Genomic DNA, 16,079 nt, shown 5'->3' with positions numbered 1-16,079 from the left:
TGCTCTGGCTTTGGGCAGAATTCTGCTTTTGAATAAGAATTTGAGGCATGGATGTTCGTTGAACCTGATGCCTCTTGTGAACTGAATGCATATTGGCAACTGAAAATTGTTTCGGGTCAGATGCGTGTTAAAGTAAATAGGTTTTGAATCTGTTTGGCTTAAAGGCAGGCGGTACAAAACACTCCGTACTGGAATTTGGCATATGAATGAACCTCAGAACGCGACAGCCCGTCAGACCCATTCTGGCGAGGGAAGTGCATCGGAGCTTGATAAGCGCTTTATGGCGGCTGCAATCCGCTATTCACGCCGCCATCTTGGTATTACGGGAACCAATCCTTCTGTGGCGACGCTGATAGTGGCGGATAACGGCCACGGGCCGGTGATTGTTGGTCGCGGTGTGACGGCTGAAGGCGGCCGTCCGCATGCCGAAACACAGGCACTGGCTGAAGCCGGAGAACTGGCAAAGGGCGCAACCGCCTATGTCACGCTGGAGCCTTGCGCCCATCACGGCCATACACCGCCTTGCGCATCCGCACTGGTCACTGCAGGCATCAAGCGTGTGGTTGCTTCCAGCAGCGATCCTGATCCGCGTGTTGCAGGGCGTGGTTATCAGATTTTGCGCGATGCAGGGCTGGAAGTTGTCACCGATGTTTGCCGCGAGCAGGGCGACGATGAGCTGGCAGGTTATCTGTCGCGCTCTTTCCGCAAACGTCCGGAAGTGATGCTGAAGCTGGCACTGTCGGTTGACGGCTATGTCGGCTGCGTCGGGCGTGGGCAGATTGCCATTACCGGTGCGGTCAGTATTGCGCAGGTGCATATGCGTCGCGCCCAGACCGATGCGATTATGATCGGTGTCGGAACAGTCATTGCGGATGATCCGGTGCTGAATACCCGTTTGCCGGGGTTGCAGGATCGTTCGCCGATCCGCGTTATTCTCGACAGCGAGTTGCGTATTCCGCTCACATCCAAACTGGTGCGTTCCGCGCGTCAGGTGCCTTTGTGGATTGCTGCCAGCAATAATGCTGATCCGGCAAAACGCCAGCAGCTGATTGAAGCCGGCTGCCGCATTCTGGCGACGGAATGCGAGGATGAAAAAATCGCTCTGCCGGAACTGCTGGATGACCTAGCAGCGCAGGGCATTGCCACAGTCATGGTAGAAGGCGGCGCAGTCGTTGCGCAGGCTTTTCTTGCACAGGGACTGGTTGATAAGCTGATGATTTTTGACGGGCCGAACCCGATCCTTTCCAACGGAGATGGTCAGGCGCTGGCGGTTGAGGGTTTGCAGGCTTTCATTGATGCGGATTTTGTCAAAACCGGCGAAAGCCATTTTGCGTCAGATGTTTTGAGTGAATACAAGCGCAAAGCAGGTTTTTGATAAGCAGGGAATGAGAAGGATTTCTTATGTTTACAGGCATTGTTACAGATATCGGTGAAGTTGCTGAAATCAGCCCGATGGATGAAGGTGTAAGACTGCGTATTGATACGCATTATGACCCGAAAACCATTGAGATCGGTGCATCTATTGCCTGTTCGGGTGTGTGTCTGACTGTGACCCGCCTGCCGGATATTGAAAGCAATGCCTGCTGGTTTGAAGTGGAAGCATGGGAAGAAGCCCTGCGTCTGACCACGATCAGCGAATGGAAAGCCGGACGCAAAATCAATCTGGAGCGTTCGCTGAAGCTTGGCGATGAAATGGGCGGTCATTTGGTATCCGGCCATGTCGATGCCATGGCGGAAATTATCAATATTCAGCAGGAAGGTGAGGCAGTGCGCTTTACCATCCGCGCACCGGAAAATCTGGCGCCGTTTATCGCGCAGAAGGGCTCCGTGGCACTGGACGGCACGTCGCTGACAGTCAATGGCGTTAACGGCAATGAATTTGATGTGCTGCTGATCCGTCATTCGCTGGAAGTGACCACATGGGGCACACGTCAGGTCGGCGATAAGATCAATATCGAGATCGACCAGCTGGCGCGTTATGCAGCCCGCCTTGCGCAGTTTAAGGCATAAATATCTTTTTTGTGACAACCGGACGGAATGCCGCTTATGCAGATAAGCGGCATCTTTGTTTTATGCGTGCGACAAAATCACTGAAAAGCTGCAAACAGGGATTACTTTTCAGCCGCAATGCTGTAGAGCAGCAGTCATTACCGTTCAGGCGTTGCTTTAACTCAGTTGTGCAGATTGATCTGTCGCAGCAGGGTCTCGCTGTTGTTGCGGGCAAAAAGCATATTGAAAAATGTATGGCTGCTTACATTGTAAGTGCCGCAGGTTTCTATAGAATATGATTTATATACGTTCCCGTAAGCAGCCTGTGCCTGCGGGAGAGGATACAGTGTTCTTGACCTGTGGCAGTTTCAGATAAACCGCTCTGGTAGTCGTGGATTCAATTGCTTTAAAGGCAGCTGATTATGGAGAATGAGATGACCGGAAATCTGGCCTATCCGCCGCATATTCTGATTGTTGAAGCCCGTTTTTACGATGCGCTTTCTGACGCGCTTCTGGATGGTGCCAAAGCGGCGCTGGATGAAGCCGGTGCGACTTATGATATTGTGACGGTCATGGGCGCTCTTGAAGTTCCTGCGGCTATCTCTTTCGCTCTCGATGCTGAAGCCGGTGGCGGCACAGAATATGATGGTTATGTTGCGCTTGGCACCGTCATTCGCGGCGAGACCTATCATTTTGAAATCGTTGCCAATGAATCCTCTCGCGCATTGACAGACCTGTCTGTGGCGGAAAGCATTGCGATCGGTAATGGCATTCTCACTGTTGAAAATGAAGAGCAGGCCTGGGCCCGCGCCAAACGCAGTGAAAAAGATAAGGGCGGTTTTGCAGCGCGCGCTGCCCTGACGATGATTGATTTACAGAAAAAATTTGGAGTCTGATATGACCGCCCCTCATGCGACGCCGCAGAATGCGCCGCGCACCGCCAATAAGCGAGGCGTTGCACGCCTTGCTGCCGTTCAGGCACTGTATCAGATGGAAGTCACCGGCACCGGCGTGCTGGACATTGCTGCTGAATATGAAAATTTCCGCCTCGGCAAAGATATTGACGGCGATCAGTATCTGGAAGCTGACCCGCAATGGTTCCGCGCTATTATTGCCGGCGTGGTTGCCGACCAGCGTGTGCTCGATCCGATGATCCGCCAGTCGCTGACCGAAGACTGGCCGCTGTCGCGCCTTGATTCGACCCTGCGTGCGATTTTGCGTGCGGGTATCTGGGAATTGCGCACTAAAAAAGAAGTGCCGACAGCCGTTATCGTCTCGGAATATGTAGATATTGCCAAGGCTTTTTACGAAGAGGACGAGCCGAAACTCGTCAATGCTGTGCTGGATCGTCTGGCATTTGAAATTCGTGGCGAGAGCCGCGGAACCAGAAAAACACCGCGCTGACGGTGTTTGGCAGAGGTGATTGCCTTTGCAATGCATTTTAAAGCCATCAGAGCCGGTACAATATTGTGCCGGCTTTTTTTATATTGCCGGTACTTGCGCTGTTACCGTTTTTAAAACAGGCACTTGACCTTTGTTACAGGCTTTCGCATCCTGCGCACAGAATACCGGAAGACAAGCCTGAAGCATGCTGATCAGACAGATGCTGAACGAAACATAATCCTGAAGACTGAGAGATTTCAGAGCAGGATTATGGGGTAAATCAAACTGCCGGACTCTGAACTGAAATAACTGCCCTCTGTTGCTGTCTGAACAGACTGTGAGCATTTTCAGAAGCGCACTTCGCGCTTTAAATGACTGCTGTACCTTGCTCCATGCCGTCCTCCGTTATCGGGAGATAATCCGGTTCTCATTCCGGAATTATAAAGGCCGAAGAATAAGGGGAATACGCATGGCAGTTCTCATACTCATTCTTATTTGTGGCATTCTCGCACTGGTCTATGCAGGCTGGGCAATCCGCTCGGTGCTGGCATCGGATGCGGGTAATGCGCGGATGCAGGAAATTGCAGGAGCAATCCGCGAGGGTGCACAAGCCTATCTTGCACGCCAATATATGACGATCTTTTTCGTTGGTGCGGTGGTCTTTCTCATTACATGGTGGTTGCTGGGTGCCTATGCGGCCTTCGGTTTTCTCATCGGTGCGGTTCTGTCCGGCGTGGCCGGTTTTATCGGGATGCATGTTTCCGTGCGAGCCAATGTGCGCACAGCACAGGCGGCTTCGATGAGTCTGGCAGGTGGGTTGGAGATAGCGTTTCGCGCCGGTGCAGTCACAGGCATGCTGGTGGCAGGTTTGGCGCTGCTTGGCGTTGCCGGTTATTACACATGGCTCACGGCGATGATGGGCTATGCTTCCGGTGACCGTGTGGTGATTGATGCCTTGGTGGCGCTTGGCTTCGGTGCTTCGCTGATTTCCATCTTTGCCCGTCTCGGTGGCGGTATTTTCACCAAGGGTGCCGATGTCGGCGGCGATCTGGTCGGCAAAGTTGAGGCCGGTATTCCCGAAGATGATCCGCGCAATCCGGCAACGATTGCCGATAATGTCGGCGATAATGTCGGTGACTGTGCCGGTATGGCTGCGGATTTGTTTGAAACCTATGCGGTAACTGTGGTGGCAACCATGGTGCTGGCGGCGATTTTCTTTGCCGGTACGCCATTGCTGCCGGTAATCATTCTCTATCCGCTGGCTATTTGCGGGCTTTGTATTCTCACATCCGTTGCCGGTACATTCTTTGTGCGGCTCGGTACGGATAACTCCATTATGGGGGCTTTGTATAAGGGGTTGATTGCGACCGGCCTGCTGTCAGTGGTGGGGCTTGCAGTAGCAACCACTCTGACCATCGGCTGGGGTGAGGTCGGTACTGTTGCCGGTATTTCCATCACCGGTACAAACCTGTTCATTTGCGGGCTGATTGGTCTGATTGTCACCGGTCTGATCGTGGTGATTACGGAATATTATACCGGCACTAACAAGCGTCCGGTCAACTCGATTGCGCAGGCCTCCGTCAGCGGACATGGCACCAATGTCATTCAGGGACTGGCTGTGTCACTGGAATCAACGGCACTGCCTGCGATTGTCATCGTATTCGGTATTATCACCACCTATCAGCTGGCCGGATTGTTCGGCACAGCGATTGCGGTGACAGCCATGCTCGGCATTGCCGGTATGATCGTGGCGCTCGACGCCTTTGGCCCTGTAACCGACAATGCCGGTGGTATTGCCGAAATGGCAGGGCTTGATCCGGAAGTGCGCAAGGCAACGGATGCGCTGGATGCTGTAGGCAATACGACTAAGGCGGTAACCAAAGGCTATGCGATTGGCTCAGCCGGTCTTGGAGCCTTGGTGCTGTTCGCAGCCTATTCCAATGATTTGGCATTCTTTGCAGCGAATAGTCAGAACTATCCGTATTTCAGCGATATGGGACCAGTCTCTTTTGACCTTTCCAACCCTTATGTGGTTGCAGGACTGATCTTCGGTGGTCTGATCCCTTATCTGTTCGGCGGTATTGCGATGACTGCCGTGGGGAGGGCTGCTGGATCGGTGGTGCAGGAAGTACGTCGTCAGTTCCGTGAAAAGCCGGGTATCATGAGCGGTACGGAGCGGCCGGATTATGCCCGTGCGGTGGATATTCTGACCAAGGCTGCGATCCGCGAGATGATTATCCCGTCTTTGCTGCCTGTGCTGGCGCCATTGGTGGTTTATTTCGGCGTATTGCTGATCTCCGGCTCCAAGGCTTCCGCTTTTGCGGCACTGGGTGCTTCTCTGCTCGGCGTGATCGTTAACGGATTGTTCGTGGCGATTTCCATGACTTCCGGCGGCGGCGCATGGGATAATGCCAAGAAGAGCTTTGAAGATGGCTTTACCGATGCCGATGGTGTGAAGCATATGAAGGGCTCGGAAGCGCATAAGGCTTCGGTTACCGGTGATACTGTCGGCGATCCTTATAAGGATACGGCAGGGCCGGCGGTCAATCCGGCAATCAAGATTACCAATATTGTGGCATTGCTGCTGCTAGCAGTACTGGCGCATCAGTAAAGCGTGCAGGTAAAGAAAAACGCCGGTGAGATATTCTCACCGGCGTTTTTGTTCTTATCACTGCAATCATGCAGAAATATTTTAGATCGTACCCGGCAGGGAGGTCGGCATTTTGCCAACGCCCTGAATGAGCTGACCGATAAAGCTCTGATCTTTACCGCCGGTTGGTGTTGTGCGGGAGATGAAGTCGAAGACTTTACCATCCTGCAGACCATAATGGGCGATCTGAGAAACTTTGCCATCCTTGTTGAAGTAAACAGCAAGAATGCGGCGGTCGATGATTTTAGGCGCCATGAACTGCGCAACACGATAACGCTTCTGCGAAATATAGTAGAAGACTTCATTATCAAATGTAGCAGTTGTTGACGGGGTGCCGAGCGTCAGCAGAACCTGCTCACGGCTGGAACCGACAGGAACAGAATCAAGTGCCTGTTCATCAAGGACGTAACCTTCAGTCAAAGTTTCTGAAGGATTGAGCGTGCTTGCGGTATTGCAACCGGCAAGCCCGAGCGAAAAAAGCACGGCTGCGCCTGTAATGAGCAAGCTTCTGCTGCGGTTTTGTGCGAAAATACGCTGCAACGACGACATCTCCATAACCATTATCCCAACGGTACTTCCGTATCCAGATGAACTTGGGTAAACCACCTTGCATCCGGATGCAACAAAAGCATGGGCGTTAAATGATGATTCTTAATTTATTAAGACGCAAATCCCGAGTAAATGAAGCAATTACACTGTCTGCTTATGAGAAAATCGTGGCGGCAGCACGACAAAAACGCTTTTACGCGGAGTTTCTTGTGCCCGATACGCCGATCGGCCGCTATGAAATGCTGTCTTTACATGTGTTTTTGCTGATGCACCGGCTGAAATCTGAAAATTCCGCGCTGAAAGAACTGACGCAAGACATTGCCGAGGAGTTCTTCAAAGATGTCGACCATTCCCTGCGCGAACTTGGTATCGGCGATCAGGGCGTGCCGAAGCGCATGAAAAAACTGGCGCGCATGTATTATGGCCGCGTACTCAGCTATGCTGAGGCAATCGACAAGAATGACAGCGCGGCATTGGCTGTCGCTCTCGGCCGTAATGTGCGTCCTGATCTGACCGAGGCCGGTAAAGAATGGGAGCATAGTGAGGCAATGGCCGCTTATGTGATGCAGGTTCATGCGCATTTACGTGAGCAGCCGGACAGCAGCTTCCTTGAAGCAAGCTTCAGCTTTGCATAAATAATACAAATACAAATGCCGGTATTGCGCCGGCGTTGAAACGAAATGGACTTATCATGACTAAACATAACGGGTCGGGCAATACAGGCTTAAGCCATCCGGTGCCGGTGGCGCATGTGCCGCCTAAGGGCATGACCGTTAAGATCGAAGCCAATGAGAAAGAGCGTGCTCTTCTGGCTGCCAATCATGAATTGCTGTCGGTTGATTCATTCACAGCAGATTTTCTGATTACACGTTGGAAGAAAGACGGCATTAAACTGCGCGGTCATATTGAAGCGCAGATCGTGCAGGCTTGCGTTGCGACGCTCGAGCCGATCAATGCAACGATCAGTGAAGAAGTGGATACGGTTTTCGTACCGGAAAACTCCCGCCTTGCACGCATCCGTCTGGATGAAAGCGGTGAAATGCTGATTGATGCCGAAGGGCCGGATATGCCGGAAACCTTTGAAGGTGACCGTATTGATATCGGCGCTGTGGCTGAGGAATTCTTTGAACTGGCACTTGATCCTTATCCGCGTAAAGCCGAGGCGGATTATATCGAAATCATCGAAGATGATGAAGATGAAGACACAAGTGACATCAAACCGGATTCGCCTTTTGCCGGTCTGGCCAAGCTGCGTGACAAAAACTGAGATTCTGTTTTCAAACGGCGGATGCCCCGCGTGATTTGAATAGTCAAAGCCTGTAAAGTGCTTTATATTCAAAAACATGCTGTGGGAGCTGCCGTTTCGCGGAATGTTGTCTGCGTGCCAAAATTAAAAATAAGTTGTGCGCGCAGGCAAAAAAGTTATTTTGCAAAATTCAGGGCGGGTTGCAGTGCTGTATAGGGCTGCAACTTCGCAGATGAAGAAGACGAAGATATTCACGTTTGCTGTGCGGGCGCGGAATATACATTTAAATCATGCCGGACAGGCAGCCTTTATGGCAAACCCGTGTGGTTTTGTGAGGACCGGTATAGGACGATCAAGTGGTCACAATTTCTATTGACGCTATGGGGGGCGATTTTGGCCCTGAAGTGGTTATCCCCGCTGCGGCGAATGCACTGGAGCGTCATCCTGACATCCGGTTTGTTTTTTATGGCTTAGCAGGCCAGGTCGAACCTTTTCTGGATAAATTTCCTAAACTGAAAGCTGTATCGGTGCTGCATATCAGCGAAACCGCGGTGCAGATGGACGATAAGCCTAGTCAGGCTTTGCGCAATGGTCGCGGCAAATCCACGATGTGGCAGGCGATTGAAGCAGTGAAAAACGGCGAAGCCGATGTTTGCGTATCTGCAGGCAATACCGGTGCGCTGATGGCAATGGCAAAATTCTGCCTGCGTATGATGGCCAATATTGAACGTCCGGCGATTGCGGCGATCTGGCCGACTACGCGTGGCGAAAGCATTGTACTGGATGTGGGCGCGAGTATTGGTGCGGATGCCCGTCAGCTGATCGATTATTCGGTGATGGGCGCCGGTATGGCACGCGCGCTGTTTGAAATTAAGCGTCCGACAGTCGGTCTGCTCAATGTTGGTGTTGAGGAAGTCAAAGGTCTGGATGCAATCAAGGAAGCGGGCGCTGCCTTGAAAGCAACACCGCTGCCGGGCTTTGAATATAACGGTTTTGTCGAGGGCGATGATATCGGCAAAGGCACCGTGGATGTTGTTGTGACGGAAGGTTTCTCCGGCAATATCGCGCTGAAAACCGCCGAAGGCACAGCCAAGCAGATTTCTGCCTATCTGCGCGGTGCAATGAGCCGCACATGGATGGCGAAGATCGGTTATATTTTTGCCAAAGGCGCGTTTAACCGTCTGAAGGAAAAGATGGATCCGAACAAGGTCAATGGCGGGGTGTTTCTTGGTCTCAATGGCGTGGTCATCAAAAGTCATGGCGGCGCCAATGTTGACGGCTTCTGCTCGGCGATTGAAGTCGGCTATGACATGGTGCGCAACGGTCTTATGCAAAAGATCGAGGCGGATCTGACCACATTCTACAGCCATTACAAAGCTGATGATGCTGAAGCGGCTGGCGATACGACAGACGCAACTGCAAAACCGGCCTGATCCTTTAAGTTCAAGCATTTCACAGTCAAGTTGGATCAACTTGACGGCAGTGATAATGCGACAAACTAAAGAATCTAGAGCGAGCGCCGTGATCCAATCTGGACGTAAATCGCTCTAGAGCATGTTGCGGAAAAGCGGGGATCGGTTTTCCGATAGTGACATGCGCAAAAACAAGGAGATAGAGCGAGTACTGTGATGTAACTTGCATGTAAGCCGCTCTATCGTAAATTCGCCTTATATGATTTCCATATAAGCTTTATTCTGTCAGTCATTGCTTTCCGTTCAGGCATTTGTAATGACTGACACTATATTGCAATTATCCGGCGATAAATTCACGCATGTGTCTCGCCGGACGAGCACGCACAATATCAATATATGTATCCGGTGTCGTCGGATGGCTTGCTTTGCGCCAGATGCCCGACAAGATGCCCGATATGTCAGACAGGAAAATTACTGATGATCAGATCCGTCGTTAAAGGCATTGGTGCAGCCACACCGGAACGCGTTGTAAAAAACGCCGAGCTGGAAGGGGTTGTCGAAACATCTGACGAATGGATCGTTCAGCGTACAGGTATCCGTCAGCGTTATATTGCTGCGGAGAATGAAACGACTGTATCTCTCGGCACCAAAGCCGCACAGGCTGCTCTGGAAAATGCCGGCCTGACTGCGGATGATATTGATCTCATCATTCTGGCGACCTCCACACCAAATCATACATTTCCGGCCAGTGCTGTCGAAATTCAGAATGCGCTGGGCATGAAGCACGGCTTTGCCTTTGATATGCAGGCTGTGTGCAGCGGCTTCGTCTATGCTGTGACAACGGCTGATATGTATATCAAGAGCGGTATGGCCAAGCGCGTATTGGTGATTGGCGCGGAAACATTCTCGCGTCTTCTCGACTGGAAAGACCGCACGACCTGCGTATTGTTTGGTGACGGAGCGGGTGCGCTGGTTCTCGAAGCCGGTGAGGGCAATGGTCTGACCTCTGATCGCGGTGTGCTGACAGCCAACCTGCGCTCTGATGGTTCCCATAAAGAAAAACTCTATGTTGATGGCGGCCCTTCAACAACCGGGACCGTCGGTCACCTGCGTATGGAAGGCCGTGAAGTCTTCAAGCATGCAGTGGGCATGATTACAGATGTGATCGAAGCCTCTTTTGCAACCACCGGTCTGAGCGCTGAGGATATTGACTGGTTCGTTCCGCATCAGGCCAATAAGCGCATTATTGATGCCTCGGCCAAGAAGCTGAACATTGCAGAGCATAAGGTTGTGATCACCGTCGATCAGCACGGCAACACATCAGCAGCTTCCGTGCCGCTGGCTCTGGCGAGTGCTGTAAAAGACGGCCGCATCAAAAAAGGCGACCTTATTTTGCTCGAAGCAATGGGCGGCGGCTTTACCTGGGGTGCGGTTTTGCTGCGCTGGTAGGGCGCTCAAACAGCATTTCAATGGCTTATTGACTGAAAAGAAGTTTCATACGGTACAAAAGTCTGCTTGACCATCGGCGTTGCATCTGTGTAACCTGTTGCACATACAAGATATTATCACCTTTAACGCTAGCCGAGTAGGTTCATCATGGGGGGTAAGACTGTCACGCGTGCCGATCTGGCTGAAGCTGTCTATCGCAAGGTAGGGCTTTCACGTACGGAATCTGCGTCGCTTGTTGAAATGATTCTTGACGAAGTCTGTGATGCCATTGTGAATGGTGAAACTGTTAAGCTTTCATCTTTTGCAACATTTCAGGTCCGCGACAAGAATGAGCGCATTGGCCGTAATCCGAAAACCGGTGAGGAAGTTCCAATTCTGCCGCGTCGGGTTATGACCTTCAAAGCATCAAATGTGCTGAAACAGCGTATTCTGGATCAGCATCTTGCCCGTCAGGGTAATAAGGCCAAGGCCTGATTATCTGCCTTACTTAAAGGCTTCCGATTTTGAAGCACCGGCTGCATATGTGGCCGGTGTTTTGCTTTCTGCGCATGTTATGGCGGATCAGGGTCTGTCTCAGTGCGGTGAGATATACGGATTTTTAACCTTGATAGGTTTTCCGCTTAAGGCATTATGCAGCCTGCGATTTTTGCATTATGGTAGGTGATAATAAGAATCATTATAAATGCCGAACAAAGTGCCGCGGTCAGAACCGGATTCTCGACTTTTTTGTCAGAGATAGGCCTGTTTTTTATATGTTTATATGCGGAATGCCTTGTTTTTGCAGGAAATGTGATTCATTCAAGTTGTGTATCGTTTGAGTGATACTCCTTTACGACCGGAAAGGGGCAGTACATGAATAAAAGTCCTGATGCGTTTAAGACGATCAGTGAGGTGGCGGAAGATCTGGATTTGCCGCAACATGTGCTGCGTTTCTGGGAGACGCGCTTTACCCAGATCAAGCCGATGAAACGCGGCGGCGGACGCCGTTATTACCGTCCGCTGGATGTGGAATTGCTCAAGGGCATCCGTCATCTGCTCTATGATCAGGGCTATACAATCAAAGGCGTGCAGCGTTTGCTGCGTGAAAATAATGCACAATTCATCATTGCGCTCGGCAATGGTGATGTTGCTGCTGTTGAGGCGATAACACGTCAGAAGCAGGCGACAGCTGCGCAGGATGCGGCGATTGATGATTATGATCCGGAAGAACAGCGTCAGTCTTCAGGCGGCCGTAAATTATTCGGCCTGTTGCGCGGTGATGAAGAGGGGCCGATGGGCGCTGATTCCAAACGCCTGAATAAAGACAACCGCACTTTGTTGCAGGAAGCACTTTTCGATTTGCTGGAATGCAAACGCCTGCTCGATCAGGTGCGCTAAAGATAGTTTCTGACTTTAGGAAAACGGGGTGGTGTAAACCGCCCCGTTTTTGTTTTTTGGGTTTCAGGCACGCTTCAGACGAAGCACTTCACGATTTTTTGAATCAATCAGGATCAGTTTGTTTTTGCTGATCTTCCAGCTTGTGACCAGATTGAGTGCGGCGTGAAATTTGGAATCCTGCTGCATCATCGGCGGCGGGCAGGCCATCAGTGTTGCGCCAACCGGCTGCACTTTTACTTTATCGCCTTTAATTTCCATACCGCCCATATAGCGATTGCAGCCGCCACTGCCGGAAATTTTGCCATCCTGCGCAATATCAAGGGTGGATTGCACTTTTGCATGCACTTTATGCCCCTGAATGCGCTCTGTAATCCAGTTGCCGTAAATTCCGGATTCCGCAGCATTGGCGGTGCTGAATCCTGCGAGCATTAATCCTGCAGAAATCACAGCAGATTGAATGAGTTTGGTGGAGCTGAACGCCATATTTGTCCTCGTTATGAAATGATTTGCTTGCGGATAAGGGCATATGAACCCGACTGTCTGATGTTTATCCACCTTAAATACAGTGATGAGTAAACGCTTATCGCGCATATCGGGTTGCAAAATGCTTTAAATAAAATTATATAGCTTAATAATTGTTAGCTTCCTACCTATGTGTGTGCTCATGAAACCTGCAATCATACAGAAACGTGCTGATTTGCTCACGGATATGTCCGTGGCGGGGCGCAAGCTGCGCACTTTATTTGATGCATTCGCCAAAGAGCACGACATGACATTGTCCCGTGCCCGCACGTTGTTTTTGCTTTCAACCCATAAATGCATGACGCAGACAGAACTGGCTGCGGCATTGGAAATTGAAACACCGACACTGGTGCGCCTCATTGACGGGCTGGAAAAGCAGGGGCTGGTCACACGGCGTGCCGTGGAGGGCGACAGACGCGCCAAACACATCATTCTGACCGAAGCGGCGCATGATCAGGTGGAAGAGCTGCACGTTGTCGCTGAGCAATTGCGCATCCGCATTCTTCAGGATCTGAGCGAGGCCGATCTGGATGAGGGTTTACGCATTATGCGGGTAATTTTGAAGAATATGGAAGCAATCAGCTGATTTTATCATGGCAGATATAAGAGTGACCGGAAAGGATGAGCCGAAAGAGGCCGGAGATGATGCTGATGCAGTGCTGCATCCGGCAAAAGCCGGTGTGCAGGAATTTGAAAAGCCATCAGCTGAAGCTGTGCCTTCCGCCTTACAACAGTCGGTGAAACCGGCACTTGTTGAGGAAGCGGTGGAAGCTCCTGCATCTGATGCCCCGCAGGCTCCTGCGGCGCCGCCTGTACCACCGGCAAAACCGTTTCTGCTTTCTGCTGCTTTTGTGTGTGCATCTCTGTTGATGTGGATCACACAGGGCATTGGTCTGAATATGGTTGCAGTCAATATTCCGCAAATACAGGGCGGACTTGGCGCTACGACTGCGGAAACAACATGGCTGCTTGCTGCCTATATGGCGCCGAATGTCAGCCTGACATTGTTCCTGATGAAAATCCGCACGCAATACGGCTTGCGCCGTTTCACAGAACTGGGGCTGCTGACATTTGTGGTGGTCACATCACTGCACTGGTTTATCCATGACCTGAACTCGGCATTGATTGTGCGGTTCTTTTCAGGGGCTGCAGCATCGCCTATGTCGACGCTCGGCTTTTTCTATATGCTTGAGGCATTTCCCCCGAGTAAGAAAATGAGCTGGGGACTGTGTCTTGCTTTGACCTGCACGACACTTGGTGCACCGCTGTCGCGCATTATTTCTCCTATATTGCTGGATGCCGGTCTGTGGCAGCAGCTTTATATGCTGGAAATCGGTCTGGCGATGCTGTGTTTTGCGACGGTCTATACACTCAAGCTGACACCGATCCCGCATCAGAAAGTGCTCGAAAAGCTGGATTTCATCAGCTATCCGCTGATTGCAACCGGTTTCGGGCTTTTGGCGATGATGCTGGTTGTCGGCCGTTTATACTGGTGGCTTGAGGCACCGTGGATCGGCATCTGTCTCGCGGTTGCTTTTGCTGCTCTGGCATTGGCTGCAGCGATTGAATTCAACCGTGAAAATCCGCTGATTAATATCCGCTGGCTGACCAGCAGGCAGACGCTGACTTTTACCGGCATGCTGCTGGTGTTTCGTCTGGTGCTATCGGAGCAGACAGCGGGTGCCACGGGTATGTTTCAGGCGCTCGGCATTTATAATGAGCAAAGCACCGGCCTTTACTGGGTTCTGATTATCAGCTCGTTTATGGGTGGTATCAGTTGCGCGATGGTTATCCGTCCGGGGCGTGAGGCCTATATTTATGCAGTTGCGCTGATATTGATTATGACCGGTGCCTTCATGGATGGTCATGCCAATAATCTGACCCGTCCTGAAATGATGTATCTCAGTCAGGCGATGATTTCATTCGGCGGAGCCTTGTTCTTGCCGCCTGCTATGGCGGCGGGCTTGATGAGTGCACTGAAAAACGGACCGGCTTATATCACCAGCTTTATTGTGATTTTCATTTTCACGCAGAGTGTGGGCGGGCTGTTTGGCTCCGCAGTCTTCGGCAGCTTTGTAACATGGCGGCAGCAGCATCATATGCGTGCGCTTTATGACCAGATTGTACTGACTGATCCTCTGGTGACCTTGCGTATCTCGCAGCTATCGGCAGCCATATCGAAGGTTATCACTGACCCTGCCTATATTCAGGCTGAAGGTGCGATGCTGCTTGGCCAACAAATCATGAAGGAAGCAACTGTGCTCTCCTATAATGATCTGTTTCTGCTTGTTTCCGCTATCGCCGCGCTGACTTTGGCCATTCTGATTATCCGTCGCGCTGTTTTCCCCGTAATCGGGAAACTTTGGCGCTTGATTCACGGACGCGCAATTGCGCAGCCCGCATAAGTTGATTTTGATTTGTGAGTATCTGAAATGCAGAAGATTTTTCGTAATTCGGCAACATTGTTTATTCTGGCTATTGGTCTCTGTGGCGTATTGTTCATCCTTTATGCTTGGCAGCTGCCGCCATTTCGCTCCTCCGTACAGATGACAGAAAACGCCTATGTTCGCGGGCAGGTCACAATTATCAGCCCGCAGCTGGCAGGTTATATAAAGCAAGTGCCGGATCGTGATTATCTGCGTGTGAAAAAAGGCGATGTGTTATTTGCGCTGGATGACCGCATCTATGTGCAGAAGCTGAAGCAGGCTGAGGCCATGCTGGAAACGCAAAAAGCATCTTTGGCAAATTCTGAGCAGGATCGTCTTGCCGCAGAGGCACGGACACGCTCCGGCGAAGCAGTGCTGAACAGTGCGAAAGTGGCGTTGAATGTGGCCGAGGCGAATTATAACCGCGTGACACCTTTGCGTAAAAGCGGGGTGATGACCCAGAGCAATGAAGATCAGTCCTTATCTGCTTTGGAACAGGCGCGCGGTGCTGTCAGTCAGGCTGAGGCTGCGCTGGAAGTGAATAAACAGGATGTACAATCCATCATTGTTCGCAGGCATTCTCTCGAAGCGGCTGTGACAAATGCAGAAGCTGCAGTTGATCTGGCCAGAATTGATCTGAGCAATACAAAAATTATTGCGCCTCAGGATGGTGTACTTGGGGAAATCGGTGCGAAGCCGGGGCAATATGTCAATATTGGTGCACAGCTGACTAATCTGGTGCCTGATAAAAAGTGGATCATTGCCAATTTTAAAGAGACACAGTTTTACGGTATGAAAGCCGGACTGCCGGTGACATTCACCGTGGATGCATTAAACCATGAGAAAATGACCGGTCATATCGAAGCTTTTTCTCCGGCAACAGGCTCGGAATTCAGTGTTTTGAAGGCGGATAATGCTACAGGGAATTTCATCAAGGTAACGCAACGGCTGCCGGTTCGCATTGCTATTGATGGCGGGCAGGAGCAGGTCGAACGTCTGATGCCAGGTATGTCGGTTATCGTAAAGGTTGATACCAGAGTTGCAGTGGAATAATGCTCGCAGGACAACAGAGCGAG

General features: G+C 51.2%; 17 protein-coding genes. 15 read left to right on the top strand and 2 right to left on the bottom strand.

Annotated features, from left to right (window positions below; all coding sequences use genetic code 11):
* Positions 1-202 precede the first annotated feature (202 nt).
* The 6 genes from ribD (at position 203) to JNC80_RS09060 (ending at position 5,983) form a co-directional block, all read left to right on the top strand.
* Complete coding sequence (gene ribD / locus JNC80_RS09085) at positions 203-1,375, top strand: bifunctional diaminohydroxyphosphoribosylaminopyrimidine deaminase/5-amino-6-(5-phosphoribosylamino)uracil reductase RibD (protein WP_022710483.1); 1,173 nt, start codon at positions 203-205, stop codon at positions 1,373-1,375.
* Positions 1,376-1,401: 26 nt separating this feature from the next.
* Positions 1,402-2,010: a riboflavin synthase gene (locus JNC80_RS09080; RefSeq protein ID WP_075655652.1), complete on the top strand. Its 609-nt coding sequence runs from the start codon at positions 1,402-1,404 to the stop codon at positions 2,008-2,010.
* A 62-nt stretch (positions 2,011-2,072) separates the two neighbouring features.
* Positions 2,073-2,288: a hypothetical protein gene (locus JNC80_RS09075; protein WP_139316379.1), complete on the top strand. Its 216-nt coding sequence runs from the start codon at positions 2,073-2,075 to the stop codon at positions 2,286-2,288.
* Positions 2,289-2,423: 135 nt separating this feature from the next.
* Positions 2,424-2,885 (top strand): 6,7-dimethyl-8-ribityllumazine synthase, encoded by a 462-nt coding sequence (locus tag JNC80_RS09070; RefSeq protein ID WP_028233523.1) that lies wholly within the window; start codon positions 2,424-2,426, stop codon positions 2,883-2,885.
* 1 nt (position 2,886) lies between these two features.
* Complete coding sequence (nusB, locus tag JNC80_RS09065; protein WP_075655648.1) at positions 2,887-3,393, top strand: transcription antitermination factor NusB; 507 nt, start codon at positions 2,887-2,889, stop codon at positions 3,391-3,393.
* A gap of 448 nt (positions 3,394-3,841) precedes the next feature.
* Complete coding sequence (locus JNC80_RS09060; protein WP_116088170.1) at positions 3,842-5,983, top strand: sodium-translocating pyrophosphatase; 2,142 nt, start codon at positions 3,842-3,844, stop codon at positions 5,981-5,983.
* 81 nt (positions 5,984-6,064) lie between these two features.
* Here the strand turns inward: JNC80_RS09060 and JNC80_RS09055 are convergent, their stop codons facing one another.
* A complete protein-coding gene (locus JNC80_RS09055; RefSeq protein WP_075655863.1) occupies positions 6,065-6,577 on the bottom strand; it encodes an outer membrane protein assembly factor BamE in 513 nt (170 codons plus the stop codon).
* Between the two features lie 89 nt (positions 6,578-6,666).
* On the opposite strand from JNC80_RS09055, the gene JNC80_RS09050 reads away from it, so the two are divergent.
* The 6 genes from JNC80_RS09050 (at position 6,667) to JNC80_RS09025 (ending at position 12,055) form a co-directional block, all read left to right on the top strand.
* Positions 6,667-7,206 (top strand): ubiquinol-cytochrome C chaperone family protein, encoded by a 540-nt coding sequence (locus JNC80_RS09050; protein WP_376710141.1) that lies wholly within the window; start codon positions 6,667-6,669, stop codon positions 7,204-7,206.
* A 56-nt stretch (positions 7,207-7,262) separates the two neighbouring features.
* On the top strand, positions 7,263-7,838 hold the full coding sequence (locus JNC80_RS09045) for a YceD family protein (RefSeq protein WP_376710109.1): 576 nt from the start codon (positions 7,263-7,265) through the stop codon (positions 7,836-7,838).
* A 335-nt stretch (positions 7,839-8,173) separates the two neighbouring features.
* Positions 8,174-9,250, top strand: a complete 1,077-nt coding sequence (gene plsX / locus JNC80_RS09040) for a phosphate acyltransferase PlsX (protein WP_022710771.1) — start codon at positions 8,174-8,176, stop codon at positions 9,248-9,250.
* 456 nt (positions 9,251-9,706) lie between these two features.
* Complete coding sequence (locus tag JNC80_RS09035; protein ID WP_022710772.1) at positions 9,707-10,678, top strand: beta-ketoacyl-ACP synthase III; 972 nt, start codon at positions 9,707-9,709, stop codon at positions 10,676-10,678.
* A gap of 147 nt (positions 10,679-10,825) precedes the next feature.
* Positions 10,826-11,152 carry an integration host factor subunit alpha gene (locus JNC80_RS09030; protein ID WP_022710773.1) on the top strand — a complete coding sequence of 109 codons (327 nt, stop codon included), beginning with the start codon at positions 10,826-10,828 and terminating at the stop codon, positions 11,150-11,152.
* A 378-nt stretch (positions 11,153-11,530) separates the two neighbouring features.
* Entirely contained in the window at positions 11,531-12,055 is a 525-nt protein-coding gene (locus tag JNC80_RS09025; protein ID WP_022710774.1) for a MerR family transcriptional regulator, read from the top strand.
* Between the two features lie 63 nt (positions 12,056-12,118).
* On the opposite strand, the gene JNC80_RS09020 is transcribed toward JNC80_RS09025, so the two are convergent.
* Positions 12,119-12,538 carry an META domain-containing protein gene (locus JNC80_RS09020; protein ID WP_376710108.1) on the bottom strand — a complete coding sequence of 140 codons (420 nt, stop codon included), beginning with the start codon at positions 12,536-12,538 and terminating at the stop codon, positions 12,119-12,121.
* Positions 12,539-12,719: 181 nt separating this feature from the next.
* On the opposite strand from JNC80_RS09020, the gene JNC80_RS09015 reads away from it, so the two are divergent.
* From JNC80_RS09015 to JNC80_RS09005, 3 genes are all read left to right on the top strand, one after another.
* Positions 12,720-13,163 carry a MarR family winged helix-turn-helix transcriptional regulator gene (locus JNC80_RS09015; protein WP_075655637.1) on the top strand — a complete coding sequence of 148 codons (444 nt, stop codon included), beginning with the start codon at positions 12,720-12,722 and terminating at the stop codon, positions 13,161-13,163.
* Positions 13,164-13,446: 283 nt separating this feature from the next.
* Positions 13,447-14,982, top strand: coding sequence for an MFS transporter (locus JNC80_RS09010; RefSeq protein ID WP_156831416.1), 1,536 nt, complete (start codon positions 13,447-13,449; stop codon positions 14,980-14,982).
* Between the two features lie 27 nt (positions 14,983-15,009).
* Complete coding sequence (locus JNC80_RS09005) at positions 15,010-16,056, top strand: HlyD family secretion protein (RefSeq protein ID WP_376710107.1); 1,047 nt, start codon at positions 15,010-15,012, stop codon at positions 16,054-16,056.
* Positions 16,057-16,079: the final 23 nt, after the last annotated feature.

Source organism: Pseudochrobactrum lubricantis, from assembly GCF_041929865.1.
GTDB classification, from domain to species: domain Bacteria; phylum Pseudomonadota; class Alphaproteobacteria; order Rhizobiales; family Rhizobiaceae; genus Pseudochrobactrum; species Pseudochrobactrum saccharolyticum.
Note: the sequence above shows the minus strand (reverse complement) of the source record. Positions and strands in the feature narration are given on the sequence as shown.

Bases quoted from the DNA above. Each gene is read 5' to 3' on its own strand.
- JNC80_RS09070 (WP_028233523.1), top strand. From the start codon at position 2,424: ATGACCGGAAATCTGGCCTATCCGCCGCATATTCTGATTGTTGAAGCC.
- JNC80_RS09035 (WP_022710772.1), top strand. From the start codon at position 9,707: ATGATCAGATCCGTCGTTAAAGGCATTGGTGCAGCCACACCGGAACGC.
- JNC80_RS09025 (WP_022710774.1), top strand. From the start codon at position 11,531: ATGAATAAAAGTCCTGATGCGTTTAAGACGATCAGTGAGGTGGCGGAA.
- JNC80_RS09060 (WP_116088170.1), top strand. From the start codon at position 3,842: ATGGCAGTTCTCATACTCATTCTTATTTGTGGCATTCTCGCACTGGTC.
- ribD (WP_022710483.1), top strand. From the start codon at position 203: ATGAATGAACCTCAGAACGCGACAGCCCGTCAGACCCATTCTGGCGAG.
- JNC80_RS09005 (WP_376710107.1), top strand. From the start codon at position 15,010: ATGCAGAAGATTTTTCGTAATTCGGCAACATTGTTTATTCTGGCTATT.
- JNC80_RS09050 (WP_376710141.1), top strand. From the start codon at position 6,667: ATGATTCTTAATTTATTAAGACGCAAATCCCGAGTAAATGAAGCAATT.
- JNC80_RS09010 (WP_156831416.1), top strand. From the start codon at position 13,447: ATGTGGATCACACAGGGCATTGGTCTGAATATGGTTGCAGTCAATATT.
- JNC80_RS09030 (WP_022710773.1), top strand. From the start codon at position 10,826: ATGGGGGGTAAGACTGTCACGCGTGCCGATCTGGCTGAAGCTGTCTAT.
- JNC80_RS09015 (WP_075655637.1), top strand. From the start codon at position 12,720: ATGAAACCTGCAATCATACAGAAACGTGCTGATTTGCTCACGGATATG.
- JNC80_RS09075 (WP_139316379.1), top strand. From the start codon at position 2,073: ATGCGTGCGACAAAATCACTGAAAAGCTGCAAACAGGGATTACTTTTC.
- JNC80_RS09020 (WP_376710108.1), bottom strand. From the start codon at position 12,538: ATGGCGTTCAGCTCCACCAAACTCATTCAATCTGCTGTGATTTCTGCA.
- JNC80_RS09055 (WP_075655863.1), bottom strand. From the start codon at position 6,577: ATGGAGATGTCGTCGTTGCAGCGTATTTTCGCACAAAACCGCAGCAGA.
- JNC80_RS09080 (WP_075655652.1), top strand. From the start codon at position 1,402: ATGTTTACAGGCATTGTTACAGATATCGGTGAAGTTGCTGAAATCAGC.
- JNC80_RS09045 (WP_376710109.1), top strand. From the start codon at position 7,263: ATGACTAAACATAACGGGTCGGGCAATACAGGCTTAAGCCATCCGGTG.
- nusB (WP_075655648.1), top strand. From the start codon at position 2,887: ATGACCGCCCCTCATGCGACGCCGCAGAATGCGCCGCGCACCGCCAAT.